The 24,710-nt window shown below is 62.5% G+C and carries 24 protein-coding genes; 16 read left to right on the top strand and 8 right to left on the bottom strand.

Annotation, left to right across the window (positions count from 1 at the left end; all coding sequences use genetic code 11):
- Positions 1-335 precede the first annotated feature (335 nt).
- Together F3H41_RS10485 and F3H41_RS10480 are read left to right on the top strand one after the other, a co-directional pair.
- On the top strand, positions 336-1,217 hold the full coding sequence (locus F3H41_RS10485; RefSeq protein WP_188129423.1) for a class II fructose-bisphosphate aldolase: 882 nt from the start codon (positions 336-338) through the stop codon (positions 1,215-1,217).
- 4 nt (positions 1,218-1,221) lie between these two features.
- Positions 1,222-1,920, top strand: coding sequence for an HAD-IA family hydrolase (locus F3H41_RS10480; protein WP_149738616.1), 699 nt, complete (start codon positions 1,222-1,224; stop codon positions 1,918-1,920).
- A 212-nt stretch (positions 1,921-2,132) separates the two neighbouring features.
- Here the strand turns inward: F3H41_RS10480 and F3H41_RS10475 are convergent, their stop codons facing one another.
- Both F3H41_RS10475 and F3H41_RS10470 read right to left on the bottom strand, forming a co-directional pair.
- Positions 2,133-3,041: a MurR/RpiR family transcriptional regulator gene (locus tag F3H41_RS10475; protein WP_188129422.1), complete on the bottom strand. Its 909-nt coding sequence runs from the start codon at positions 3,039-3,041 to the stop codon at positions 2,133-2,135.
- Between the two features lie 91 nt (positions 3,042-3,132).
- A complete protein-coding gene (locus F3H41_RS10470) occupies positions 3,133-3,498 on the bottom strand; it encodes a hypothetical protein (RefSeq protein ID WP_149738614.1) in 366 nt (121 codons plus the stop codon).
- Between F3H41_RS10470 and F3H41_RS21430 the strand changes: the two genes are divergently transcribed.
- The 7 genes from F3H41_RS21430 to F3H41_RS10440 all read left to right on the top strand — a co-directional run bounded on the left by F3H41_RS21430 (position 3,497) and on the right by F3H41_RS10440 (position 10,915).
- Positions 3,497-4,483, top strand: a complete 987-nt coding sequence (locus F3H41_RS21430) for a thiamine pyrophosphate-dependent dehydrogenase E1 component subunit alpha (protein ID WP_210246656.1) — start codon at positions 3,497-3,499, stop codon at positions 4,481-4,483. The two genes, F3H41_RS10470 and F3H41_RS21430, sit on opposite strands and share 2 nt — an antisense overlap.
- 21 nt (positions 4,484-4,504) lie before the next feature.
- Positions 4,505-5,509 (top strand): alpha-ketoacid dehydrogenase subunit beta, encoded by a 1,005-nt coding sequence (locus F3H41_RS21425; RefSeq protein ID WP_210246655.1) that lies wholly within the window; start codon positions 4,505-4,507, stop codon positions 5,507-5,509.
- Between the two features lie 21 nt (positions 5,510-5,530).
- On the top strand, positions 5,531-6,748 hold the full coding sequence (locus F3H41_RS10460) for a transaldolase family protein (protein WP_149738613.1): 1,218 nt from the start codon (positions 5,531-5,533) through the stop codon (positions 6,746-6,748).
- An 11-nt stretch (positions 6,749-6,759) separates the two neighbouring features.
- Positions 6,760-8,130, top strand: coding sequence for an acetoin dehydrogenase dihydrolipoyllysine-residue acetyltransferase subunit (locus tag F3H41_RS10455; RefSeq protein WP_149738612.1), 1,371 nt, complete (start codon positions 6,760-6,762; stop codon positions 8,128-8,130).
- 198 nt (positions 8,131-8,328) lie between these two features.
- Positions 8,329-9,036 carry an HAD family hydrolase gene (locus F3H41_RS10450; protein WP_149738611.1) on the top strand — a complete coding sequence of 236 codons (708 nt, stop codon included), beginning with the start codon at positions 8,329-8,331 and terminating at the stop codon, positions 9,034-9,036.
- 71 nt (positions 9,037-9,107) lie between these two features.
- The gene (locus F3H41_RS10445; protein ID WP_149738610.1) at positions 9,108-10,040 is read left to right on the top strand and encodes a TIM barrel protein; all 933 of its coding nucleotides are present in this window, start codon (positions 9,108-9,110) and stop codon (positions 10,038-10,040) included.
- A gap of 110 nt (positions 10,041-10,150) precedes the next feature.
- On the top strand, positions 10,151-10,915 hold the full coding sequence (locus F3H41_RS10440) for a triose-phosphate isomerase (RefSeq protein ID WP_149738609.1): 765 nt from the start codon (positions 10,151-10,153) through the stop codon (positions 10,913-10,915).
- Between the two features lie 65 nt (positions 10,916-10,980).
- Here F3H41_RS10440 and F3H41_RS10435 read toward each other — a convergent pair whose 3' ends face one another.
- On the bottom strand, positions 10,981-11,511 hold the full coding sequence (locus tag F3H41_RS10435; protein WP_149738608.1) for a DUF992 domain-containing protein: 531 nt from the start codon (positions 11,509-11,511) through the stop codon (positions 10,981-10,983).
- Positions 11,512-11,790: 279 nt separating this feature from the next.
- Here F3H41_RS10435 and F3H41_RS10430 point away from each other — a divergent pair, with 279 nt between their 5' ends.
- Complete coding sequence (locus F3H41_RS10430; RefSeq protein ID WP_188129421.1) at positions 11,791-12,861, top strand: HD domain-containing phosphohydrolase; 1,071 nt, start codon at positions 11,791-11,793, stop codon at positions 12,859-12,861.
- Between the two features lie 53 nt (positions 12,862-12,914).
- Here F3H41_RS10430 and F3H41_RS10425 read toward each other — a convergent pair whose 3' ends face one another.
- The 5 genes from F3H41_RS10425 to F3H41_RS10405 all read right to left on the bottom strand — a co-directional run bounded on the left by F3H41_RS10425 (position 12,915) and on the right by F3H41_RS10405 (position 18,205).
- Complete coding sequence (locus tag F3H41_RS10425) at positions 12,915-13,697, bottom strand: glucose 1-dehydrogenase (RefSeq protein WP_149738607.1); 783 nt, start codon at positions 13,695-13,697, stop codon at positions 12,915-12,917.
- A 146-nt stretch (positions 13,698-13,843) separates the two neighbouring features.
- Entirely contained in the window at positions 13,844-14,632 is a 789-nt protein-coding gene (locus F3H41_RS10420) for an SDR family oxidoreductase (protein WP_149738606.1), read from the bottom strand.
- A 23-nt stretch (positions 14,633-14,655) separates the two neighbouring features.
- A complete protein-coding gene (locus tag F3H41_RS10415; protein WP_149738605.1) occupies positions 14,656-16,134 on the bottom strand; it encodes a sugar ABC transporter ATP-binding protein in 1,479 nt (492 codons plus the stop codon).
- Positions 16,135-16,157: 23 nt separating this feature from the next.
- Complete coding sequence (locus F3H41_RS10410) at positions 16,158-17,087, bottom strand: sugar ABC transporter substrate-binding protein (RefSeq protein ID WP_149738604.1); 930 nt, start codon at positions 17,085-17,087, stop codon at positions 16,158-16,160.
- Positions 17,088-17,224: 137 nt separating this feature from the next.
- A complete protein-coding gene (locus F3H41_RS10405; protein ID WP_149738603.1) occupies positions 17,225-18,205 on the bottom strand; it encodes an ABC transporter permease in 981 nt (326 codons plus the stop codon).
- Between the two features lie 240 nt (positions 18,206-18,445).
- On the opposite strand from F3H41_RS10405, the gene F3H41_RS10400 reads away from it, so the two are divergent.
- From F3H41_RS10400 to F3H41_RS10375, 6 genes are all read left to right on the top strand, one after another.
- Complete coding sequence (locus tag F3H41_RS10400; protein ID WP_149738602.1) at positions 18,446-19,255, top strand: transketolase; 810 nt, start codon at positions 18,446-18,448, stop codon at positions 19,253-19,255.
- Positions 19,255-20,208 carry a transketolase family protein gene (locus F3H41_RS10395; protein WP_149738601.1) on the top strand — a complete coding sequence of 318 codons (954 nt, stop codon included), beginning with the start codon at positions 19,255-19,257 and terminating at the stop codon, positions 20,206-20,208. Before F3H41_RS10400 ends, F3H41_RS10395 begins: the two co-directional genes overlap by 1 nt.
- 161 nt (positions 20,209-20,369) lie before the next feature.
- Positions 20,370-21,836: an FGGY-family carbohydrate kinase gene (locus F3H41_RS10390; protein ID WP_149738600.1), complete on the top strand. Its 1,467-nt coding sequence runs from the start codon at positions 20,370-20,372 to the stop codon at positions 21,834-21,836.
- 20 nt (positions 21,837-21,856) lie between these two features.
- On the top strand, positions 21,857-22,819 hold the full coding sequence (locus F3H41_RS10385) for a sugar-binding transcriptional regulator (RefSeq protein WP_149738599.1): 963 nt from the start codon (positions 21,857-21,859) through the stop codon (positions 22,817-22,819).
- A 353-nt stretch (positions 22,820-23,172) separates the two neighbouring features.
- Positions 23,173-24,015, top strand: a complete 843-nt coding sequence (locus tag F3H41_RS10380; RefSeq protein WP_149738598.1) for a hypothetical protein — start codon at positions 23,173-23,175, stop codon at positions 24,013-24,015.
- Positions 24,012-24,488, top strand: coding sequence for a hypothetical protein (locus F3H41_RS10375; RefSeq protein ID WP_149738597.1), 477 nt, complete (start codon positions 24,012-24,014; stop codon positions 24,486-24,488). Before F3H41_RS10380 ends, F3H41_RS10375 begins: the two co-directional genes overlap by 4 nt.
- Positions 24,489-24,710 lie beyond the last annotated feature (222 nt).

Below are 24,710 nucleotides of genomic sequence, written 5' to 3'. Positions count from 1 at the left end.
GCAGAAATAACAAACGCCACGACAACACCGACGACACACCGATGAGCAAAACAAGGCCGGCGCCAAAAACGCCGGCCTTGCCGCGTCAAGGGGGGGGATGTAGTCGGCAAATTATTTCCATAAATATGACGGGGTATGCTCGTTTCTGGATGGGCGCGTCCGAACTCACGTGATAAGCGCCTAATAACGTCATATTTTCCGTCGCGCTTTGCGTCTTTCATAAGAAAATTATTTACAAAAATCCGTCGTCTGATAGGAAGGAGCGGAGGCCGGCTCGGCCTTGCGGGATCAAGAGGATGGCCCGCGGCGACAACGACCGAACAGGGATGGACACCATGGCACTCGTCACGATGGGGCCGATGCTCAAGCGTGCGCAGGCTGCGCGTTACGGGATCGCGGCTTTCAACATGATCGACTACAACAGCGCGCGCGCGATCGTCGAAGGGGCTGCCGACTTGAAGGCGCCGATGATCGTTCAGGTCTCGGTCAAGACCATCAAGCACTGGGGCTACAAGACGATTGGCACCTGGGTGCGCATGCTGGCCGAGGATGTCGACGTGCCCGTCGCGCTGCATCTCGACCATTGCAGCGACAAGGACGTCATCCGCCGCTGCATCGATGCTGGCTGGACCTCCGTGATGTTCGATGGTTCGGCCCTGCCGTTTGCGGAAAACAAGGCGAAGTCGGAAGAGATCTACGCGATGACCGAGGCGGCCGGCGTTGGCCTCGAGGCGGAGATTGGCGCCATCGGCGGTGTGGAGGACGACAAGTTCGTGGCGGAGGATGCAGCCATCCTCGCCAATTATGACGAATGCGTCGCCTTCGTGAAGGACATGCCGAACCTCGCCGTCTTCGCGCCGGCCATCGGTACGGCCCATGGCTTCTACAAGGGTCAGCCGAAGATCGCCTATGATCTCCTCGAAAAGATCACCGCGACCATTCCGATCCCGATTGCGCTGCATGGCGGCACGGGCCTCAGCCAGGAGCAGTTCGACCGCTGCATCGCCGGCGGCTGCGCCAAGGTCAATATCTCGACCATGCACAAGAACCGCTTCATCGAGGGCTTCCTTGCGGTGCGTGCCGAAAAGCCGAAGCTTGCCGAGCCGCTCCCGTTCATCGAGGGCCAATATGCGGCGATGAAACAGGACGTGCTCGACATGATCCGCGCCTTCGGCTCCGAGGGCAAGGCAGCCCACGCGGCCGGCCAGGGGGCCTGATCCGATGCAGGCGCTGATCTTCGACTGCGACGGCGTGCTCGTCGATACCGAACGTGACGGCCACCGCGTGGCCTTCAACGAGGCCTTCGCCGAGCTTGGTCTCGAGACGGTCTGGAGCGTGGAGCGCTATGGCGACCTCCTGCTGACGGCCGGCGGCAAGGAGCGCATGCGTCGCCATTTCGACGAGACCGGTTGGCCGGAAAGCCATCCGGATCGTGATGCGCTGATCCTCGCGATCCACAAGCTGAAGACGGAGATCTTCATGCGGCTGATCCGTGAGGGGCGCATGCCGCTGCGCTCCGGCGTTGCGCGCATTGTCGATGAAGCGATCGCCAACGGCATCAAGCTGGCCGTCTGCTCCACCTCGAACGAAAAGGCCGTACAGGCCGTGGTAGACGTCATGCTGGGAGCCGAGCGTTCGAAGCACATCACCGTCTTCGCCGGCGATGCCGTCGCGGCCAAGAAGCCGGCGCCGGACATTTACAATCTCGCGGCCCAGACGCTGACGTTGACGCCCGGCCAGTGCATGGTGATCGAGGACAGCAATAACGGCCTGCGCGCCGCCAAGGCCGCCGGCATGCACTGCACGGTGACGGTCTCCTCCTACACGGGCGAAGAGGATTTCTCGCTCGCGGACAAGGTTGTGGCGGATCTGGATGCGGGCGGGGTGGATATTGCAGCCTGCCGGGCGATGATCGGGTGAGGTGCGGGAGAGTACCTGCCTTCAGTTTTGCGCCATTAACCGCCTCATCCGCCCTTCGGGCACCTTCTCCCCGAGGGGAGAAGGGAGGTGCAGCGCCGCGCTTGTGTCCCCTCTCCCCTCGGGGAGAGTGTCAGGGCGAGGGGGCTAACGGCGCAATCGGAAATGAATGACTTACCTAACGCCCGACTAAGATTACGCCGCCAAAGCCTGCCTCACACGCCCCCGCGCTTTTTCCTGTAACGCTTTTCCAGTGCCTCGCCGGTGGTCTTCAGCGCCGTGGCGGGGCCGTCGCCGTTGCGGAAGAGGGCGCCGACATAGAGCAGGTCGATGAGGAAGAGCTGGCTGGCGCGTCCCTCGAGGAAGTCGCCGTGCAGCGGCACCAGTTGCTGGTCGGCGCTCCAGGTGGTCAGCACCACATCGCCGGCATGGCCGACATCGCTATCGCCATTGCTGGTGATGGCGATGGTCGTGGCCTTCTTCTCGCGGGCGAGCAGCAGCGCGTCGGTCACCGTCTCGGTGCTGCCGGTGTGCGAGATGCCGACCATCACGTCGCCGGCCGTCAGGGTCGAGGCGACGATCGTCTGCGTATAGCCGTCGCGATAGCTGGTTGCGTCGAAGCCGGCCTTCATGAACACATGCGCAGCCTCGTCGCATATGGCGGCAGCGCCGCCGACGCCGACGAAGACGATCTTGCGTGCCGCGCGCAGGGCTTCCACGGCCTGCTCCAGCCGGTGCGCGTCCAGCATGCGCTGCGTGCCGGCAAGGCCGGCGATCAGCAGGCTGGCCAGCTTGTTGCTGGTGCTGATCAGCGAATCGGAATCATCGATTTCAAGCGGCAGGTTGACGATGCTGGAGCGGTTGCGCGTGCCTTCGGCGAGCGACAGCTTCATGTCCGGATAGCCGTCATAGCCAAGCGCGCGACTGACACGGCTGATCGTGGCCTCGCTGACGCCAAGGGTGCGGCCGAGTTCGGTGATGGAGCTGTCGAGACGTTTGCCCGCATTGTTGCGCAGGAAGTCCGCGACAATGCGTTCGGATTTGCGCAGCGTGCCGTAGCGTTCCTGGATCCGTTCGAGGAGATCACCTTGTCTGTGTTCCGGCAGCGGCCGCTGTTCCGTCATATCGGGGTCCATATTTCGATGCGGTCATGACAGGACCGTGAACATTGTTAGCATTTCTCAATCCGGAAGAAAAGTTTTCGCGTCGGATCGGTCATCTGTTCGTAGCCGATCCCTTGGGAAGGCGGCCTTTTCCTCTATCCTGCATCTTGCTGCGGAGCCAACCATCTCCGAATTTAATGGCGATGTGGAAGAAATTTTCCTTTTTAAAATATATGAACAAATCCATAGTCTTATCATGATCGAGGTGTTTCGCGAGTGATCGCCGCACTCGATCCGGTTTGCCGTCTAATGAATTGAAATGATGAAATTTATTGAGAGATTCATTCCATGAAGAGGTGGAGAGGGCGACGTCATTCGCACCTCCTGCTTTGAAGAAAATTTTCTCGACAGTCATTTCTGGTGGTGCTAGAGAACTGCCTATCGAAAAATCATGGACTTTCGGGGAGTGAACATCCATGTCAGAGCAGGCATCCAAGGCCAATGCCCCCTCGCGGGAGCTTCTGGAAAAACTTTTCAAGACCGCCTACAAGATCCGCGTTTTTGAATCGGAAGGCATCAAGCTTTACCGCCAGGGTCTGATCCGTGGCTATTTCCATCCCTATCTCGGGCAGGAAGGCATTGCGACCGGCGTCTGTGCGGCGCTGAGCGAAGGCGACTACATCGCCTCCACCCACCGCGGTCACGGCCATTGCATCGCCTGGGGCGCGGATGTGAAGCGCATGGTCGCCGAGCTGCTGCAGAAGGACACCGGCTACTGCAAGGGCTATGGCGGCTCGATGCACATCGCCGACATCTCCGTCGGCAATCTCGGCGCCAACGGCATCGTGGGTGCCGGCACGCCGCTCGGCGTCGGCGCGGCCCTTGCCAATCAGATCAAGGGGAACGACGCGGTAACCGTTACCTTCACCACGGATGGCGCCTCCAACAACGGCACATTCATGGAATCGCTGAACCTGGCGGCGATCTGGAACCTCAACTTCGTCCTCGTCATCGAGAACAACCAGTACGCCGTTTCCACCCGCATCGAGGAATCGACCCGCGAGACCGATCTCTACAAGCGCGGTATCGCACTCGGCGTCGAAAGCCATCTGGTTGATGGCAATGATCCGATCGCCGTGCACGAGATCATGCAGGATGCGGTCGCCAAGTGCCGTCGCGGCGAAGGCCCGATCGTCATCGAGGCGCGCACCTACCGCCACATGGGTCACCACGTAAACGATCCGGGCAAGTACATGCCGGCCGACAAGCTCGCCTATTACAAGGAACGCGACCCGGTCGACCGCGCCCGCAACGCCCTTTCCGAAATGGGTGGCGCCACCGCCGCCGAGATCGAGGCGATCGAAAACGAAATCAAGCAGGAATTCGAGGACGCCGTCGAATTCTCCAAGGCGAGCGGTGAAGTGTCCGTCGCCGAGTTCCGCCAGTTCGCGGACATCTACTAAGGTTCCCGGGGGAGAAACATCATGGCACGAGAACTCATGTACCGCGACGCCCTGCGCGAGGCGATCGACGAGGAAATGGAACGCAACAATACGGTCTTCATCATCGGTGAAGGCATTGCCGAGCGTGGCGGGTCCTACAAGGTCACCGAAGGCCTGCTCGCAAAATACGGCCCGAAGCGCGTACGCGATACGCCGATCGCCGAAGCCGGCATGATCGGCGTCGGCGTGGGGGCGGCGATTGCCGGCGCCCGCCCGATCGTCGAAATCCTCTATATCGATTTTGCCATGCTCGGCATGGACATGATCGTCAACCAGGCCGCCAAGTTCCGTCTGATGACGGGTGGCGAGGGCCGTGTGCCCTTCATCATGCGCACCCAGGGCGGCACCGGCGGCGGCGTGGCCGCGCAGCACTCGCAGAGTCTCGAAGCCATGTTCTACCATGTGCCGGGTCTGAAGGTCGTCATGCCCTCCACCCCGTCCGATGCCAAGGGCCTCTTGAAATATGCCCTGCGTCAGGACGACCCGGTCATGTTCCTGGAGCACAAGCACCTCTACATGACCAAGGGCATGGTTCCGGATGGTGAGCACATCATCGAATTCGGCAAAGGCGACATCAAGCGCGCCGGCAAGGACGTAACGGTCATTGCCTGGTCGAACATGGTCCCGCGCGCGCTCGAAGCGGCGGCCCGGCTTGCCGAAGAAGGCATCGACGTCGAAGTCATCGATCCGCGCACGCTGGTGCCGCTCGACAAGGAGATGATCCTGACGTCGGTTGCCAAGACCAACCGCTGCGTCATCGTACAGGAAGCCGTTCGCCGCGGCGGCGTCGCCTCCGACATCGCGTCCATCATCCAGGAGGAAGCCTTCTACGATCTGGATGCGCCGATCGAGATCGTCGCCGGCCTCAATATTCCGATCCCCTTCAACCTCGAGCTCGAAAAGGCTTCCGTGCCGCAGGTGGATGACGTCGTGGCTGCCGTGCGCCGCTCGCTGCACGCCAAGCCGCTCGCGCAAGCCGCCGAGTGAACCGGAGGGGAGGAAAACATCATGTCGCTTCATGTGCTGGAAAAGCTGGCGGAGACCAATCCGGATTGTGAGATCTGGTGGGATTCCTCGCCGCTCGTCTACGAAGGCTGGAAGGCCTCCGTTTTGAAGGATGCGCCTGCCGACAAGCGGGAAGAGTGGGAGGCGCAGCTGACGCGCCTCTTCAATGCCGAGGATGCGGCTAGCGGCAAGATGGGCTTTCGCGGCGTGACCACCAACCCGCCGCTCTCGCTCCAGGCGATCCAGGCCGACCCGGAATTCTGGGCCGGCGAGATCCGTAAGATCGCGGCCGAGCGCAATGCCGACGATATCGAGGACATTTATTGGGCCGTCTATCTGGATGTGGTGCGCAAGGGCGCGGCCATGATCCGCCCGGTCTTCGATGCCTCCAACGGCAAGTATGGCTATGTTTCGGGTCAGGTCGATCCGCGCTTCGTCACCAACCGCGAACGCATGCTGGCGCAGGGCCTGCAACTGGCCGAGATCGCACCGAACGTGATGGTGAAGATCCCCGGCTCGAAGGAAGGCTACGAGGTCATCGAGGAGCTCACGGCCCGCGGCATCTCCACCAACAACACGACCTCCTTCACCGTACCGCAATATGTGGCCTGCATGAATGCCGTGTCGCGCGGTCTGGAGCGTGCGAAGGCCGCCGGTATCGACCTCTCCAAGTGGCGCTCGGTCATCACCCACATGTCCTCGCGCCTCGGTAATATCGGCGACCTCAAGGCTCAGGCCGATGCTCGCGGCATCGCCTTGACGGCTGAGGAGATTCTGCTCGGCGAAATGGCGGTATTGAAGCGCGCCTATCGCTACGGCAAGGAGAACAACCATCCGAGCAAGATGCTGCAATGCTCGATGCGCGTGCAGGATGACGGTCCGGGCGGCAAGGCCTCCAGCGGCCACATCGCGCTCATTGCCGGTGGTGACTTCGTCTACACCTGCCCGCCGGGCTACATCGCGCAGCTGATGAAGGCGGAAGACCGTCTCCCGGCCTTCGATGCCGGCGCAATCGATACGGATGCCCCTCCGGAACTGATCGAGAAGCTCTTGCGCATTCCCTATTTCCGGCAGGCCTATGAATTCGACGGCATGAAGCCGGAGGAATTCGCCTATTTCGGTGCCTTCGCCGCCACCGCGACCGAATTTGCCGCCGCCACCCGCAAGACCGTCGATTTCGTCGCGCAGTCGGTCGAACAGCTTCGCCGCCGCGTGGCATAAGGAGACAGACCATGGCACGTCCCATTCTGATGCCGCAGGTCGGGCAGGACCTGACCGAAGGCAAGGTGACCGCAATTTTCGTCAAGCAGGGTGATCCGGTCAAAAAAGGCGATATTGTCGCCGAGGTGGAATCGGAAAAGGCGGTCTTCGAGGTCGAGGCCTTCGAAACCGGCACGATCCTCGAAATCCGCTACAAGGTCGGCGATACCGCCATCGTTCTCGAGCCGCTGATGATGGTGGGTGAAGAGGGCGAGGTGCTGGAAACGGCTCCGGCAGAAAAGCCGGCGCCGGCGACCTTCTCGGGCGAGGACGCCCAGACGATCGTCCAGGCTGCCAAGGCGCCCGCCGCCGAACCCGTAGCGGAAAGCCAGCCTGCAAATGTCACGAGCTTCCCCGCGGAAGCGGCACGGGAGGCCGAAACAGCCTTCCTCAAGACCGGTACGACGGGCGGATCCTCCCCGCTCGCCCGCCGGTTGGCCGCCGCCGCCGGGGTGGATATTGCCACCGTCAAGGGCACCGGCCCGCGCGGCGCCGTCGTCAAGCGCGACGTGGAGGCTTTCAGCCGGTCCGGCCAGTCTTCCGGCTCGCAGGTTCTCGCCTTCAGCGGCAAGACGGCGACGGGCGCGGCAGGGTCCTTCATCAAGACGCTGCAGTCCGGCACCGGCGATCCCGTACTCCTGATCCACGGCTTTGGCGGCGAACTTTCCGCCTGGCGGCCGTTCCTCGCCCATCTCGGCATCGCCAATCCGATCCTCGCCATAGACCTGCCGGGCCACGGCGCGGCGTCAGCGACATCCGCCTCGGACTTCGATGCGCTCGTCGCTTCCGTTCGGGCTTCGCTGGCGGCGGAAAAGCTGGATCGCGTGCATCTTGTCGGTCACTCGCTGGGAGCGGCGGTTGCGACAGCCATTGCCGGTGGCGGCGATCTCGATATCCGCTCGCTGACGCTGATTGCGCCGGCCGGTCTCGGCCCGAAGATCAACGGCGATTACGTCGCCGGCTTCCTCGGCTCCTCCACGGAAGGCGCGTTGAAGGTCTGGCTCGACCAGCTCGTGCATGATCCGGCTGCCATGCCCGGCGTCCTCGTTCGGGCCACGCTCTCCGGCCGTGACGGCACCGCCATGGCGGCCAACCAGGGCAAGCTCGCGGCTGGCGTCTTCTCCGGCAATACGCAGCTCTTCTCGGTGCGCGAGGCGCTTGCCCGCTTTGCCGGCCCGGCGCGCGTCATTGTCGGCACGGAAGACCGCATCGTGCCACCGGATCAGACCGTTCCGGCCAGCGTTGCCCTGCACCGCCTGCCGCAGGTCGGCCACCTGCCGCAGCTCGAAGCCGCCGCCCTTGTCGGCCGCCTCGTGGCCCAGACAGTCCGAAGCGCCGGTTGATCCGGCGTTTCACCTCCCGGAGCCGGCCCTGTGTTCCCTGTCGCAGGGCCGGCTCCTCCGGCGGCCTGAAAATGGCGGCAAACTTTCTGTCGCCGACCCTTCCAGAAGCGCGGCAGGTGACTATGCTGGCGGCCGGACAACGGGCGATTCACGCCCGAGAGGACTGACGGGCGGCAGCGCCCGAGGAGGAGACTTGAGATGACGGGCACCACGCAAAAGGTCGGCACGATCATTTTCGACCTTGATGGCACCCTGGTCGACAGCGTTCCCGATCTTGCCGGCTCGCTCGACACGCTGATGGCGGAAATGGGCCTGGCACCGATCGGTGTCGATCTCGCCCGCCGGCTGATCGGCCATGGCATTCCCAACCTCGTACGCCGGGCGCTGACCGAGCGGGGCGTGGAATGGGAAGAGGAAGCCGGCAAGGCGGCGATCCAGCGCTTTACCGAGATCTACGGCAGCCGCGTCGCGCAGGAAACGCGGCCCTATGCCGATGTTGTGGAGGTGCTGACGACGCTCAAGGCCGAAGGCTGGAAGATGGGCGTGTGTACCAACAAGATGGAACGCTTCGCCCGCGCCGTCGTTGATGATCTCGACCTCGCATCCTTCTTCGACATCGTCGCTGGACCCGATACGTTCAAGGTCGGCAAGCCCGATCCGCGCCACCTGACGGAAACCGTCAAGGCCGCCGGCGGCGCCGAGCCGGTGCTCTATGTCGGCGATAGCGAGGTCGATATCGCGACCGGCGTTGCTGCGGAAATTCCCGTCATCGCGCTGACCTATGGTTACACCAAGACGTCGCTTGAGGGCCTCGGCGCCGATCGCCTGATCGACAGCTTCGCCGAGCTGCCGGACGCGATCCACTCTGTTCTCGTTGCCCGCGCGCCCGTCGCGGCCGCATCCTGATCGAATATCCTGCTGCACCGGCCGTGCTGGTGTCGCTGATCTGACAAGGCCATTCCTGGGAGGAAATCACCATGGCGCTGAGGCTGTCCCTCAACACCAATCCGCTCGTCAACCGCTTCGCCGAGGTCGATGACCTCATGGATACCCTCGCCGAGAAGATCCGCATCGGCTACATCCAGCTGACGCCGGAGTTCATTCATCCGTCCTGGCCGGCCTCGACCATTGTCCGGCGCGTGCGCCAGTTTGAAAAGGCCATGGAGCGGACCGGCATCCGCATCACCTCGGTGATGACGAGCACCTATGCTCGCCTCAACCACATGGGCCACCCGGATGCGGATGTGCGCAAATATTACGTCGAGTGGTTCCGCACGCTCGCCAACATTGCCGGCGATCTCGGCGCCGACGGCATGGGTTCGCAATTCGCCATCTTCACCCAGAAGGACTACAATGACGCGGCCCGCCGCGAGGCGCTGATCGACGAGGTCATCGAATGCTGGCGTGACGTGGCGGAGCAGGGCAGGGATGCCGGCCTCAAATACGTCTTCTGGGAGCCGATGTCGGTCGGCCGCGAGTTCGGCCACACGATTGCCGAGTGCCGGTCGTTCGACAAGCGCCTTGCCGCCGCCAATCTCCCGCTCCCCTTCAAAATGATCGTCGATATCGACCATGGCGATGTCACCTCGCCGAACCCCGACGATACCAACCCCTATGCCTGGGCGGCGGCCTTCCCGCAGGAATCGCCGATCATCCACGTCAAGCAGTCCTCAATGAACAAGGGCGGCCACTGGCCCTTTACGGCCCAGCACAATCAGGATGGCCGCATCCAGCCGGAAAAGATCATCCGCACCGTCACGGAAGCCGGCGGCACGGACAACGAGATCTGCATGGAACTGTCCTTCCGCGAGCGCGAACCGACGGACAGCAACATGGTGGAGATGTTGCGCGAATCCGTCGCCTACTGGGAGCCGCACATCGACACCGGCTTCAACGGCCGCAATTCGTAAGCTTTAAATGACGTTACGGGGGTTTCAATCGGCAGTCCCAAGGGGCTGCCGCAGCCCTCCTGTGTGCAAATTTTGAAAGAGGGAGCGGCGCAACCGCGCCGGAGGGATCGATGGCAAGGACGTTCTGGGTCGGCACGAGCTGGAAGATGAACAAGACGCTGGCGGAGGCCCTGGCCTTTGCCGATGGCCTGCAGGCGGCGGATGGGGAGCGCCATCCGAATGTCCAGCGCTTCATCATTCCGCCTTTCACGGCGGTGCGCGAGGTCAAGGCGCGGCTGGAGGGTACCAGCGTCAAGGTCGGCGCGCAGAACATGCATTGGGACGAGGGCGGCGCCTGGACAGGTGAAATTTCGCCGCTGATGCTGAAGGACTGCAATCTCGACCTCGTTGAGATTGGGCACAGCGAGCGGCGCGAATTCTTCAACGAGACAGACGAAGCCGTTGGCCTGAAGACGCGTGCTGCCGTGCGCCATGGGCTGGTACCGCTTGTCTGCATCGGAGAAACGCTCGCGGAGCGTGAGGCGGGCCGGGCCGACGAGGTGCTGCGCCGACAGGTGGGAAAGGCGCTCGAACCTCTCAGCGCCGAGGAGCGAAAGGCTGAGATCCTGATCGCCTACGAGCCCGTCTGGGCCATCGGCGTCAACGGCATTCCGGCCACCATCGACTATGCGAACGCCCGGCATGAGAAGATCGCGGCCGTGGCTGAGGCAGCGCTCGGCAGGCGCGTGCCGATCCTTTACGGCGGCAGCGTCAATCCCGGCAACTGCGCCGAACTCGTCAGCCAGCCGGATATTGACGGCCTCTTCATCGGGCGCTCCGCGTGGACCGTCGAAGGTTACCTCGACATTCTCGCCCGCGTGGCGGCAACGCTTTGAAGAAAAGAAAGCGGGCGGCGACCTTAGGTCACCGCCCGCTTTTGAGATCACGGGGCCGGGAGGCCTCAGCTTGCCGGCTTCAGCGTCACCGAGGTGCCGGTGGCGGCGATGTTGAGCCCGATCTGGCCCTGAACGCTGACCGTCTGCAACTGGATGGAGCCTTCCGTGCCGCCGACGAGAATGTTGGTGCCGACGCCGGCGCCGACCGTCACTTCGGCCGTTGCGCCCTGATAGACGCCGCCCAGTGAGCCGCGATGATAACCCGCGGTCGGAGCAAAGACTGCCCAGATCAGGCGCCCTTCTGTGGTGAAGCCGAGATCGACGCCCATCTTGCGGATGACGCCGACGTAATGGTCACGAGCCTGGCCGCCCACGGTCGAGGTAAAGGTGCAATCGGCTTCCTTGGCCGAGCCCAGCACGTAGCCGACGCCACCGCCGATGCGGCAATCGAGATAGCCGATGCGCACGCCGCCACGCTGATCGGGCTCTTCATAGCGCGGCGCGGCTTCGTAACCCGCCATGTCGGCAGCCAGCACTGCAGTCGTGGAGGCCGTCATGGCCAAGGCGGCAATGGCCGCACGCAAAATCATTGTCATTTTTGGTACTCCGGTTCTGTCGGATGGGGTTCGCCATCACCACGCGGTTGTTGCCGTCTGGTGGTGATCAACGCATGTGGCGAAAGAATGATCCCTCGCGGCCGCAAAATCGGCTTTCCCAGCCGCAACGGGAGGCCCCCGAGTATTCCGCGGGCTCGGACAAATTTGGCTTGAAACAACAACACCTTCTTAAGGCGTTTTGAATATTATTGGCCTCGGCGCGGACGAGTGGACCGCTGATTTCAAGGGTGATGCCGCTGGCTTGAGGGGGACGTTGCAGTGCAGATTCTCGTGGTCGATGACAGCAAGTCTATTCTCGTTGCCATCTCGGCTGCGCTGTCCACCATTCCCGACATCAGGGTTACCACCCTGCTACATCCGATGAATGCCCTCGACCTTTGCGCGACGACGACCTACGATCTGGTGATGGTCGATTACACAATGCCGGTCATGACCGGCGTCGATCTCATCCGGGCGTTGCGCCAGCGCGATGATTACCAGCATGTGCCGATCGTCATGCTGACCTCGGAAAGCGAGCGGTCCGTGCGCCTTGCCGCCATTGAGGCGGGTGCCACCGAATTCCTCAGCAAGCCCTTCGATGCGCTCGAACTGAAGGCCCGCATTGTCAACCTGCTGAAGCTGCGTCGGTTCCAGTTGGACCTTGCAGGGCAGGCCGATATGCTCCAGCGTCTCGTGGACAATGCGACCGCCAAGCTCGCCGCCCGTGAGGAGGAAATCATCTGGCGCCTTGCCCGCGCCATCGAGTATCGCGATGGCTGCACGGGCGATCATATCTCGCGCGTCGCGCAGATCTCCACCCTGCTGGCCGAAGAAATCGGCATGCCCGAAACCCAGTGCCGGATGATCTATCTGGCGACACCGCTTCATGATGTCGGCAAGATCGGCATCGCCGATGGCGTCCTCACCAAGCCCGGTCGACTCACGTCGGAAGAACTTGTCGAGATGCGCCGCCACGTGGAAATCGGCGTACGCATTCTGGAGAACGGTTCCTCCGAACTGCTGCAGATCGCCGAGGGCATTGCCGCCGGCCACCATGAAAAATGGGACGGCACTGGCTACCCCAAGGGGCTCAAGGGCAGCGCCATCCCGATCGAAGCCCGCATCGTTGCCATTGCTGACGTGTTCGAGGCGCTTTGCAGCCATCGCCCCTACAAGAAGGCCTGGACGCTTCAGGCAGCCCGCGAGCATATCCTGTCGGAAGCTGGCCGCCATTTCGATCCCGAATGTGTCGCCGCCTTCGCTCGCCGCTGGCCGCAGATCGAGGCCCTGATGACGGAATCCGAAGGGGCAGGCCACGAAGAACCAGCCCCCCGAGCTGCCGTTGCTTGAAGCCCGCGCCTTAACGGTGGCTTCGGCGCAATGACGGCTGCCGCGCGCCGGTGTCAGGACATGATCAGCCCACCATCGACATTGATGGTCTGTCCCGTGATGTAGGCGGCATCCTCGCTCGCGAGGAAGGTGACGAGGCCGGCGACATCCTCGCCGCTACCGGCCCGCTTCATGGGAATGCCTTCGACCCATTCCTTCATCAGTTCGCCCGGTGCGTAAGTGCCGAGCAGCTTGCCCCAGGCCTGATCGTTATAGGCCCACATGTCGGTCTCGATGATGCCGGGGCAGAAGGCGTTGACGGTGATGCCCTCGATCGCGACTTCCTTGGCAAGGCTCTGCGTGATGCCGACGACGCCCATCTTCGAGGCCGCATAATGCGGCGTGTAGATGAAGCCGTCGCGCGCCTGGCCCGATGCCGTGTTGATGATGCGCCCGCCCTTGCCGTGCTTGCGCATGCGGGCGATTGCTTCCTGCGCGCAGAGGAAGACGCCCTTGGTGTTGACGGCCATCACCTTGTCCCAGTCGTTTTCCGGCAGGTCTTCGACCTTCGCGATGGTGATGACGCCAGCATTCTGGATCGAGACATCGACGCTGCCGAAGGCCTTCTCGGCCGCGTCATAGAGCGCCACGACGCTCGCCTTGTCCGTCACATCGCAAAGAACGGAGATCGCCCGACCGCCCTCGGCCTGGATGGTCTGCGCCACGCCATGCACGGCGTCCTCATTGGCGGAGACGACGAGATTGGCGCCTTCGCGCGCAAAGCGCCTGGCGATGGCCGCGCCAATGCCGCGGCTGGCGCCGGTGATGACGACGGTCTTGTTGGCAAAGCGGGTCATGGATTTCCTTCCGGGAAAAGTGACGGTTGAAGAAAGGACGGCCGGCCCCGAGGGACCGGCCGCCGCAGCCGGTGGACGAACAGGGAGAACGCGCCGCCAACTGCGAGGATGGGTTTTGGGACGGCGTCACGGCCGACGGGCGCGGCTCACCAGCAGCAGAAACCGCCGTCCACGAGAAGGTCGACGCCCGTGACGAAGCTGGCGGCGTCCGAGAGCAGGAAGACGGCCGGGCCGACCATCTCGTCGACATTGGCCATGCGCTGCATCGGCGTCTGTTCTTCGAAAAGCTTGGTCTGGTGCACCATTTCCGGTCGCGTGTTCATCGGCGTTGCCGTGTAGCCGGGCGAGATGGTGTTGACGCGGATGTTGCGCTCCACCCACTCCATCGCCATCGACTTCGACATGTGGATCACCCCGGCCTTGGAGGCATTGTAGTGGCACTGCTGCAGGCCGCGATTGACGATGACGCCGGACATGGAGGCGATATTGACGATCGAGCCCTTGCCGCGCTTCAGCATCGACCTGGCTTCGGCCTGCGAGGAGAGGAAGACGCCCTTGAGGTTGATGTCCATCAGCGTCTGGTACTGGTCTTCTTCCATCTCCTCGGCCGGATTGGCATTGGCAATGCCGGCGGCGTTGACGGCGAGCGAGAGCAGGCCGAGTTCGGCTTCGGTGCGTGCGACGGCGTCCGCCATCGAGGCCTTGTTCGTCACGTCGGCGGCAATCTCGATCGCCTTGCGGCCGGCCTTGCGCACGAATTCGGCGGTGACGGCAAGACCGTCATCCTGCCGGCGGTCGAGCAGGGCCACATCGGCGCCACACTGGGCAAGACCCATGGCGATGCGCTGGCCGATGCCGCTGCCGGCGCCGGTCACGAAGGCGACGTTGCCGGAAAGATCAAAAAGCTTGGGAGCATTGAGAGAGATGGCGGTCATCGCTCTTCCTTTCGTTCAGATGATCAGATGGTGGCCAGTTCCATGACCGAGACGTCGTTTGCCTGCTCGCGGTCGAGCATGCCAGCCTGCCTGCCCTGCGCCAGCACGAGAATGCGGTTGGAAACGCCGAGCACCTCTTCCAGGTCGGAGCTGACGACGATGACGGCGACGCCCTCCTTGGCGAGGTTGGCGATGATGTCGTAGATGCCGGCGCGCGCGCCGACGTCGATGCCGCGGGTCGGCTCGTCGAGTACCACAACCTTCGGGTCGCGCGTCAGCCATTTGGCGATGACGACCTTCTGCTGGTTGCCGCCGGAAAGATCGGAGGCCAGCTGCTCGCCGCGCCCCTTCACGCCGAAGGCGCGGATCGCCATGTCGGCGAAGCTGCGTTTCTTGGAAGGCGTGATCCAGCCGTTTCCGAAGCGGTCGAGATTGGCATAGACGAGGTTTTCATCGATCTTGTGGCCGACGACCACACCCTGCAGCTTGCGGTCTTCCGGCACCATGACGATGCCGCGGGCGATCGCATCCGCCGGGCTCTTCAGGGAGAGCTTTTCACCGTTCATGCGGATTTCGCCCGAGCGAATGGCATCCGCCCCTGCAATCGTACGCACCAGCTCGGTGCGGCCGGCACCGACAAGGCCGGCAATGCCGAGGATCTCGCCGGCCTTGACCGAGAAGCTGACATCGTTGAAGGCACCGTTGGCACCGGTGAGGTTCTTCACCTCGAGGACAGTTTTTTCCTGCGGCACGGCGCGGGCCGGGAACATGCGCTCCAGCGAGCGGCCGACCATGCTCTCCACGATGGTGCGCACCGGGGTCGAACTGTCGGCGAATTCATGCACGCGCTCGCCGTCGCGCAACACCACGATCCGGTCGGTGATCTTCTTGATCTCTTCCATGCGGTGCGAAATGTAGATGATGCCGACGCCTTCGGCGCGCAGCTTGCGGATCTGCTCGAACAGAGCCTCCGTCTCGGCGCCGCCAAGGGCGGCCGTCGGTTCGTCGAGGATCAGGAGGCGCGCGTCAAGCGCCAGCGCCTTGGCAATTTCGATGAGTTGCTGGTTGGCGGTGGAAAGGCCGGCCACCTTGCGGGTCGCGGGAATGTGCAGGTTGAGGCGCGACAGCTGCTCCTGCGCGCGCGCCACCATCTGCGCCCGGTCCACCCTGCCATTCTTCATCGGCCAGCGACCGATGAAAACATTCTCGGCAATCGAGAGTTCGGGCAGAAGCTGAAGCTCCTGGTGAATCAGCACCACGCCCTTGTCGATGGCTTCGCGGGGGGTGGCCGGGGCATAGGGCTGCCCCAGCCATGTCATTTTGCCCTCGGACGGGGTCTTCGACCCGGCAATGATGCCGGAGAGTGTCGATTTGCCCGCGCCGTTTTCGCCCAGAAGCGCCACGACTTCACCGGGGTAAACGTCCATCGAGACGTTCTTCACCACTTCCAGCGGTCCGTACCGCTTGGTGATGCCCCTCAAAGAGAGAACCGGTTCCGTCATGGCACGCCTCCTCGCGTTGGCTATCAGGGATGGTTGGCGATGAAGCCTTCGACGTTGTCCTTGGTGGTCAGCGTCGCGTCGAGGAGCTGAACCGGCTCCAGCTTCTCGCCGGCAACCAGCTTGACGGCGGCGTCAACGGCCAGGCGGCCCATCTTCTGCGTCTGCTGGGTCGCGGTGGCTTCGAAGACGCCGTTCTTCAGGGCTTCGAGGGCAGCCGTGTCGCCATCGAAACCGCCGACGACGATGGTCTGCGAGGGGTTGGCGACCTTGATGGCCTGGGCAGCGCCGAGCGCAAGGCCGTCAGCCTGGGCGAACACGATGGAAACGTCCGGGTTGGCCTGCAGCAGGTTCTGCATGATCTGGAAGCCTTCGTCCTGGCTCCACATGTTCGACCACTGCTCGGCAACAACTTCGACGCCGGGGTTGGCGGCGATCGATTCACCACAACCCTTGGAGCGGTCGACTTCCGGCGTCGTGCCCTTCTGGCCGTGGATGATGACCATCTTGCCCTTGCCGCCGGCCTTGGCAATGATGTGGTCGCAGACGGCCTTGGCCGAAGCGACGGAGTCCGTTGCGAAGAAGGTATCGCCCGGTGCTCCCTCGGCATTGCGGTCGACGTTGACGACGGGAACGCCGGCGTCACGGGCAAGCTTGACCGGAACGGTTGCGGCAGCGGCGCCAGCCGGGATGTAGATCAGCGCGTCGATGTTCTGGGTCAGCAGGTCCTGGATCTGGTTGACCTGCGTCGGGCCGTCGCCCTTGGCATCGACGGTGATGACCTCGATGCCGCGATCCTTGGCTTCGGCTTCGACGGCCTGCTTGATCTGGTTGAAGAAGTTGGCCTGCAGGTTGGCAACGGCCAGGCCGATCTTCTTGGCTTCGGCGGCATTTGCGGCGCCCATCGTCAGGGCCAGGATGGCAGCCGACGTCATCAGGATACGAGACAGTTTCATGGAAGTCCTCCGTTTGTTAAGGGCCGCCCGCAGGAGTTCCTCCACCCGTGGGCTCTTTGAAATCCGCTCCGGTCGCCGGAGAGGAAGCAGGCGCGGCGGCCGGTATGTCAGCCGCCGGAAGTCCGTCCGTCGGCCCCTCAGCGCGTCTTGCGGCGCAGCGTTTCGGCACCCACGGCGAGCACGATGACGACGCCGATGATGACCTGCTGCAGGAAGGGGGAGACGTTGAGAAGATTGAGGCCGTTGCGCAGCACGCCGATGATCAGGACGCCGATCAGCGTGCCGCCGATGCCGCCGGCGCCGCCCGACAGCGAGGTGCCGCCGATGACGACCGCCGCGATCGTGTCGAGTTCATAGCCGAAACCGCTGGAGGGCTGCACCGAGTCCAGACGGGCGGCGAGTACGATGCCGGCAAGGCCGGCCAGAACGGCGCAGAACATGTAGACGCCGATGGTGACGAGCTGCACGTTGATGCCGGCAAGACGCGCCACTTCCGGGTTGCCGCCGATGGCGTAGAGCATGCGGCCTTCGGCCCGGAACTGCAGGAAGAGCCAGGAGACGAGAAGCACGACCAGCATCAGGAACACGGTGGCCGTCAGGATGCCGAAGTGCCGGTCGATGGCCAGCATCATGAACCATTCGGGGAAGCCGACGATCTGCTGACCGTCCGTGATCATGTTGGCGACGCCGCGGGCGGCCGACATCATGGCAAGCGTCGCGATGAAGGCCGGCACCTTGAAGCGCGTGACGAGAATACCGACGATGAGGCCGCAGACGGCGGAGGCGAGAAGCGCGAGCGGAATGGCAACGGCCATCGGATAGCCCGCCACATTGGCGACCCAGCCCATGATCATCATCGAGAGCGCGAGGACCGAGCCGACCGAAAGATCGATGCCGCCGATCAGGATCACGTAGGTCATGCCGACGGCCATGATACCGATGACGGTGATCTGGTCTAGAATGTTCAGCCCGTTGCGAACGGACAGGAACTTGTCACTGGCAAAGGCCAGGAACAGGCAAAGCAGGATGAGGCCGATCAGCGGGCCCGTCGCGCCGCCAAGCCAGGACATGGAATTCTGCGGCTTCTGAGCCTGTTCTTTGACGTCGACCGTAGCCATCGCCCCTCCCAATTGCGCCTCCTCCAGAGAGCCGCTGTGATGCGAGAATATATATTCATGTATGTTGTAAAATTCAGTACCAAGGGAGGCGAGGGCTGTCAATAGGGCTCGTGCCCGCCAAATGACCACAGCCGGATTCGGTTTGCGCGAAAATTTGGCAGGTGGGCTTGACTGAATCGCGAGATGTGCAAGAATATCTATATCTGAATAAATATTCTTACGCGGATCAAAGAGGATCACATGGAGACCAGGGAACTCGAGCAGATCGCCCGGCAGATACGCTTGCGCGATGTGCAGGCGGTCTACGAAGCCGGCGCAGGCCATATTGGCGGGGAGATGTCGGCCACCGATATTCTGACGGCGCTTTTCTTCCGCGTCCTCAACATTTTCCCGGAGAACCCGAAGAACCCGGAGCGTGACCGCTTCGTGCTTTCCAAGGGTCACGTTGCGCTGGCGCTTTATGTGACGCTCGCCAAGCGCGGCTTCATTCCGGAAGAGGAAATCTCCACTTTCCTGAAGCCGATGTCGCGCCTTAACGGCCACCCGAACTGCAACAAGGTGCCGGGCGTCGAGACCAACACTGGCCCGCTCGGCCACGGCCTGCCCGTCGCCGTCGGCATGGCAAAGGCCGCCAAGCTTTCGGGTGCTGCCTACCGCACTTTCGTGCTGACGGGCGACGGCGAAATGCAGGAAGGCTCCAACTGGGAGGCCATCATGGCCGGCGCCCAGTTCGGCCTCGACAATCTGACGCTGATCATCGACCACAACCGTTTCCAGCAGGGCGCATCCCTGAAGGACACCAATGATCTGGCGCCGCTGCGCCCACGTCTCGAAGCCTTTGGCTGGGACGTGACCGAGATCAACGGCAATGCGATGGCCGAAGTCGTGCCGGCGCTCGAAAAGCGCACCGCCCGCCCGCACTGCATCGTTGCCCACACCAACAAGGGCCACGGCATTTCCTTCATGCAGGACAGCGGCGACTGGCACCACAAGGTCCCGAACAAGGACCAGTACGAACTTGCCGTCAAAGAACTGTCGGAGGCCCTCTAATGGACGCGACCACCAAGACCAATCTCTACGACTGCCGCGACGCCTTCGCCTCGGTTCTCGAAAAGCTCGCCGCTGACAATGAGGCGGTCGTTGCCGTCTGCAACGACAGCGTCGGCTCCTCCAAGCTCGGTGGCTTCAAGTCGAAATTCCCCGAGCGCCTCGTCAATGTCGGCATCGCCGAGCAGAACATGGTCGGCGTCGGCGCCGGTCTTGCCAATGGCGGCCGCATTCCCTTCGTCTGCGGCGCTTCCTGTTTCCTCACCGGCCGTGCGCTGGAGCAGATCAAGGCGGACATTTCCTACTCCAATGCCAATGTGAAGCTGATCGGCATTTCGTCCGGCATGGCTTACGGCGAGCTGGGACCGACGCACCATTCGATCGAGGATTTCGCCTGGACCCGCGTCCTGCCGAACCTGCCGGTCATCGCCCCCTGCGACCGCATCGAGACGGCCGCCGCCGTTGCCTGGGCTGCCACCTATGACGGCCCGGTCTTCCTGCGCCTGTCGCGCGTCGGCGTTCCGGACCTCTTGCCGGAAGGCCACGTCTTCGAAGTCGGCAAGGCGAATGTCCTGCGCGAGGGCACCGATGTGACGCTGATCGCGAACGGCACGCTGACGCACCGCATGGTGAAAGCTGCCGACATCCTCGCCAAGGACGGCATCAACGCCCGCGTCCTGAACATGGCGACGGTGCGCCCGATCGACGAAGCCGCCATCATCGCCGCTGCGAAGGAAACCGGCGCCATCGTCACGGCCGAGGAGCACTCGATCTATGGCGGCCTCGGCTCGGCCGTTGCCGAAGTCGTGGTCGATCATGCGCCGGTGCCGATGAAGCGTCTCGGCGTGCCCGGCGTCTATGCGCCCACCGGCTCAGCCGAATTCCTGCTGGACGAATTCGGCATGGCCCCGGGCGCGATCGCCGAAGCGACCGTCGCCCTCTTGCGCCGCAAGTAAGGCTAACCGATGAGAGACGAGGCCGGGGCGTGATCATCGCGCCCCGGTCTTTTTGAACCCCCCCGGCCGAATGGCCCCGTGGGGAGATAGAACCGAGAGACAGGGCCCGTCCGGCGCTTCCCCGTGTCGCCGACGACGGCTTCAGGGAGACGAGACCGTCCATGCGCGCCATTCTTGCGATCGACCAGGGCACCACCAATTCCAAGGCCATCCTCGTCTCGGAGGGCGGCGAGGTTCTCTCCCGCGGCGCGTCCCCCGTCGGCATCAGCTATCCCCAGTCCGGCTGGGTGGAGCAGGACCCGAACCGCATCTGGGCCTCCGTCTGCGAAGCGATCGCGCAGTGCATCGCCGCCGGCCCTGATGTCAGCATCGAAGCCGTCGCCATTTCCAACCAGCGCGAATCCGTCACCATCTGGGACGGCGAAACGGGCGAGCCGCTCGGCCCCGTGCTCAGCTGGCAGTGCCGCCGCACCGCGCCCGAATGCGAGGCGCTGATCGCGAGCGGCCATGCAGGCCGCGTGCTGGAAATCACCGGCCTGCCGATCGATCCCATGTTCCCCGGCGCCAAGATGAAGTGGCTGATCGACCGCGCCCCCGCCGGCCGCAAGCTCCGCGTCGGCACCATCGACAGCTGGCTCATCCATCGCTTGACCGGCGGCAAGGTGCACGCCTGCGATGCCTCCAACGCCGCCCGCAGCCAGTTCCTCGATCTCAAGGAACAGGTCTGGAGCGACGAACTCTGCGCCCTTTTCGGGATACACAAGGCCGTGCTGCCGGAGGTGCGCGACAGTGCCAGTCCGTTCGGCGTCACCGCCGGCGTTCCGGGCATTGCCGATGGCACGCCGATTGCCGCCGCCATCGGTGACAGCCATGCCGCGCTGTTCGGCCATGGCGCCTATGATGTCGGCGACGGCAAGGTCACCTTCGGCACCGGCTCCTCCATCATGGCGACGCTGCCGCGCTTCATTGCCCCCAGCGACGGCATCACAACCACGGTCGCCTGGCGCATCGCCGGCAAGCCCACCTTCGCCTTCGAGGGCAATATCCTCGTCAGCGCCTCCAGCCTGCCCTGGATGGCCGGTATTCTCGGCCTTCCCGATGTCGCGGCGCTGCTGGAGCTGGCGGCAACCGCCCCGGCCGGCGGCCCCGGCTTCGTGCCCGCCTTCGTCGGCCTCGGCGCGCCCTACTGGAACTCCGACGCCCGCGCGCTCTTTGCGCAGATCGACTTCAACACCACCCGCGCCCAGATGGCCCGGGCCGTGGCCGACAGCATTCCCTTCCAGGTGCACGACGTCTTCGCGGCCATGCTGAAGCACGGCGATGTGGCCATCGGCTCGCTTTATGTGGATGGCGGCCCGAGCCGCAGCGATTTCCTGATGCAGAATGTCGCCGACATTCTCGACCACGCCGTCATCCAGTGCGAGGCGCCGGAAGCCTCGGCCCTTGGCGCGGCCTATCTCGCCGGCCTTACCCTCGGCCTCTGGCCGGATCTTGCCGCCATCAAGGCCCTGCCGCGCGCCACCCGCCGCATCGCCCCGCAGCAGGGGCCGATCCGCGGAGAGTTGAAGACGTGGAAGGATGCAATCGCCCGCTCGACCTTTGTTCCGGAGAGCGCTAAGGTTGAATAAAAATTCACCGGGCGGGGCACATGGGACGCATTAACGAACTTCGGCTGATCTCCCGCGTGGCGCAGATGTACCATCTGGAGCACAAGCGCCAGGCGGAGATTGCCCAGCACCTGCGCCTGTCGCAGGCCACCGTCTCGCGCATGCTGAAGCGCGCCGAGGCGGAGGATATCGTGCGCACCACGGTTATCCCGCCGGCCGGCACCTATACCGATCTCGAAACGGCGATCCGCAACCGGTTCGGCACGGGCGAGGTCATCGTCGTCGAATGTTCGGAGGACCGCGATGGCGCGGTCATGGCCCGCATCGGCGAGGCGGCCGCCCACCTGCTCGAAATCACGCTTTCGCCCGGCGACGTCATCGGCGTCTCCAGCTGGAGCCAGACCATTTTCCGCATGGTGGAAAACATCCATCCGCAAAAGAGCGCCCAGGCGAAATACATCGTCCAGACGCTCGGCGGCATGGGCGATCCCTCCGTGCAGACCCACGCCACGCAGCTGACGACACGGCTCGCCCGCCTCACCGGCGCCGAGCCGAAGCTGCTGCCCGTGCAGGGCATCGCCACATCCCGCGAGGCAAAGCTCCTGATGCTCGCCGATCCCTTCGTGCGCGAGACGATCGAACTCTTCCAGTCCATCACGCTCGCCATCATCGGCATCGGCGCCGTCGAGCCCTCCGAACTGCTCGCCCGTTCCGGCAACATCTTCTCCGCCCGCGAACTCACCGACCTCGCCGAAGCCGGCGCCGTCGGCGACATGTCGCTGCGCTTCTTCGACCGCACCGGCAAGCCCGTCAAAACCCCCCTCGACGATCGCGTCATCGGCATTTCGCTCGAAGAACTCGATAAGGTCGACCGCGTCATCGCGCTGGCCGGCGGCGCCGCCAAGACGGCGGCAATTGCAGGGGCCTTGCGCACCGGGGTCATTGATACGCTGGTGACGGATCGGTTTACGGCGGAGCGGCTGGTGGGGGATGGGGTGGCGTGAGGGGTGTGTTGGTAGGGGAGACGAATTCCTAGGTCCGCTATCGGCCCATCGTGGACATTGAGACGAACGTAGTCGAGCGCAGCTTTGCGTTCTAAAAGCTGCAATTCAGCTCGGCCGGAAGATTGCGATTAAGAGGTAGCTTGCCGATAGGCAGTTTTAAGGCCAAACGGGCACTCACCAGCGGCCCCCTCTTGAGGGGCGAGCCTTGGCCTATGGCAGCCACAGCAAGGGTAGATTGGACGACACGCTTGAGGACAAACTGAATTGCTTGTCTATTCCAAAGATCGGCAGATAGAAATGACTCGCCAAATGCGCGAATCACATATTTTAATGCGCCGAAAAGTGAGGGGCGCATGGATAAGAATTTTACATTCCGTTTTTACAACGTCAGCCGATCGAACAACCAGATACCGTCTATGGTATCAATGCTGAAACAATCAGTGAAAGAGCCTGACAAACAAAAGCGGGAAATCCAATTAGCGCAAGACTACGTGATCCGCCTCGAAAATCTTGACGATGACGGCGCGGATGCTGTGGTAGGGGAGTTTGTCAGGTGCCAAGGCACAAACCTGCCCGGTGAGCTGGACGGAGCAACGAGAAAGTCTCTCTCTGCGAAGAAGCTTGCTCACAGCATTGTATTTAGACTTAATCACGTGAAGGGCATACTCGGCGTGCAACACGATCCTCGCGTTGTTTCGGTCGGTCGTATCCTAGATTATCTAGCTTCCTACAACGTAGCCGCTCAGTATCGGCTAGACCCGCGCGTAAACCCTGATGCCTGGAAGAAATTCAACGGTGGCAACACTCGTAAGCTGTCGGTCAGGATTGCAAATCCCGACAGCATGGACGACCTCGGCGGAGACGGAAAAGCGGCATCACAGGGCATTAAAGCGATGGCAGATGCCTACGATGCGCCGTCGATACTGATTGAACTTTCAATGGGTCATCGAAAAGGCTTTTTATCATCTAAAGTGTCCGAATTGGCTGAGTTGTTGGCCACGTCCGTCGGAGCGAAGGCCAGGATTGACAAGCTGACGGCCGTAACGGTTGTGAACGATGTTTCCGAGGAAATCGACTTGATTGAAGATCGTCAGGTCCTGAAGGACACGCTTTCAATCGATGACCGCGACCCGGATAAAAACTACAAGATTAAGGTTCAATTCCTGTCAACGCGAATGAAGAATCTTATGGGATGATGGGCATCATAGAGAAATTCGGACCTATCTCGCTGGCAGCTTTGTCGTGCCTGCTACTGTATTATTTCCGTTCGGATCTCATTCAGCTTTCTGTCTCGGAAGATATCAATGTATCTAATATCTATTCATCGGTTTTTGACTGGTCCTCAATTCAGACAGGTTTCTTATTTGCCATTTTCGGTTTCATCGCAGGCAAAACGGACGGCTTTATAAATCGTATCAAAGACACACCAGAGATGAAGATCTTTCTTAAATACACTAAACACGCTCTTCTTCTCGGATTCGCTATTACCTTCGCATCCATACCTATGACCGTCACATCTTTCGACATAGCAAAAGGCGCGAGCTGGAAGTTCCATTTTTTTGCAGCTTGGAGTTTTCTCTCTGTCTGGGGCTTCTTTTCTTTTTTGAGAGTGGCCTACATTTTTGGTGCCATTATTAAGGTGAAAGACGACAAGCGAGTTGTTGGCTGACGGTTCACTTGGTTCCTGTCAGAATACGCAGTGAGAGTTTCGCAACCAGGAGGGCGAGTGCCTCGACATCTGTCCATTTCCCAGAGAGATTTATCGCCCTTAGGACATTTGCAAGTCTTCTTATCGGGAGTGGCCGCTTTGAAGGTGCTTTGCAGACTAGGCGAGGGGACCGGCAGGTTTTCAGGCAAACGACAGATTGTGCCCAAAGGCCGATATCGAAGG

The sequence above is a fragment of the Rhizobium sp. RU20A genome (assembly GCF_900155885.1).
Lineage (GTDB): Bacteria > Pseudomonadota > Alphaproteobacteria > Rhizobiales > Rhizobiaceae > RU20A.
This window is presented reverse-complemented; position numbering and strand designations above follow the sequence as displayed.

Bases quoted from the DNA above. Each gene is read 5' to 3' on its own strand.
- F3H41_RS10485 (WP_188129423.1), top strand. From the start codon at position 336: ATGGCACTCGTCACGATGGGGCCGATGCTCAAGCGTGCGCAGGCTGCG.
- F3H41_RS10480 (WP_149738616.1), top strand. From the start codon at position 1,222: ATGCAGGCGCTGATCTTCGACTGCGACGGCGTGCTCGTCGATACCGAA.
- F3H41_RS10475 (WP_188129422.1), bottom strand. From the start codon at position 3,041: ATGACGGAACAGCGGCCGCTGCCGGAACACAGACAAGGTGATCTCCTC.
- F3H41_RS21430 (WP_210246656.1), top strand. From the start codon at position 3,497: ATGTCAGAGCAGGCATCCAAGGCCAATGCCCCCTCGCGGGAGCTTCTG.
- F3H41_RS10470 (WP_149738614.1), bottom strand. From the start codon at position 3,498: ATGGATGTTCACTCCCCGAAAGTCCATGATTTTTCGATAGGCAGTTCT.
- F3H41_RS21425 (WP_210246655.1), top strand. From the start codon at position 4,505: ATGGCACGAGAACTCATGTACCGCGACGCCCTGCGCGAGGCGATCGAC.
- F3H41_RS10460 (WP_149738613.1), top strand. From the start codon at position 5,531: ATGTCGCTTCATGTGCTGGAAAAGCTGGCGGAGACCAATCCGGATTGT.
- F3H41_RS10455 (WP_149738612.1), top strand. From the start codon at position 6,760: ATGGCACGTCCCATTCTGATGCCGCAGGTCGGGCAGGACCTGACCGAA.
- F3H41_RS10450 (WP_149738611.1), top strand. From the start codon at position 8,329: ATGACGGGCACCACGCAAAAGGTCGGCACGATCATTTTCGACCTTGAT.
- F3H41_RS10445 (WP_149738610.1), top strand. From the start codon at position 9,108: ATGGCGCTGAGGCTGTCCCTCAACACCAATCCGCTCGTCAACCGCTTC.
- F3H41_RS10440 (WP_149738609.1), top strand. From the start codon at position 10,151: ATGGCAAGGACGTTCTGGGTCGGCACGAGCTGGAAGATGAACAAGACG.
- F3H41_RS10435 (WP_149738608.1), bottom strand. From the start codon at position 11,511: ATGACAATGATTTTGCGTGCGGCCATTGCCGCCTTGGCCATGACGGCC.
- F3H41_RS10425 (WP_149738607.1), bottom strand. From the start codon at position 13,697: ATGACCCGCTTTGCCAACAAGACCGTCGTCATCACCGGCGCCAGCCGC.
- F3H41_RS10420 (WP_149738606.1), bottom strand. From the start codon at position 14,632: ATGACCGCCATCTCTCTCAATGCTCCCAAGCTTTTTGATCTTTCCGGC.
- F3H41_RS10415 (WP_149738605.1), bottom strand. From the start codon at position 16,134: ATGACGGAACCGGTTCTCTCTTTGAGGGGCATCACCAAGCGGTACGGA.
- F3H41_RS10410 (WP_149738604.1), bottom strand. From the start codon at position 17,087: ATGAAACTGTCTCGTATCCTGATGACGTCGGCTGCCATCCTGGCCCTG.
- F3H41_RS10405 (WP_149738603.1), bottom strand. From the start codon at position 18,205: ATGGCTACGGTCGACGTCAAAGAACAGGCTCAGAAGCCGCAGAATTCC.
- F3H41_RS10400 (WP_149738602.1), top strand. From the start codon at position 18,446: ATGGAGACCAGGGAACTCGAGCAGATCGCCCGGCAGATACGCTTGCGC.
- F3H41_RS10395 (WP_149738601.1), top strand. From the start codon at position 19,255: ATGGACGCGACCACCAAGACCAATCTCTACGACTGCCGCGACGCCTTC.
- F3H41_RS10390 (WP_149738600.1), top strand. From the start codon at position 20,370: ATGCGCGCCATTCTTGCGATCGACCAGGGCACCACCAATTCCAAGGCC.
- F3H41_RS10385 (WP_149738599.1), top strand. From the start codon at position 21,857: ATGGGACGCATTAACGAACTTCGGCTGATCTCCCGCGTGGCGCAGATG.
- F3H41_RS10380 (WP_149738598.1), top strand. From the start codon at position 23,173: ATGGATAAGAATTTTACATTCCGTTTTTACAACGTCAGCCGATCGAAC.
- F3H41_RS10375 (WP_149738597.1), top strand. From the start codon at position 24,012: ATGATGGGCATCATAGAGAAATTCGGACCTATCTCGCTGGCAGCTTTG.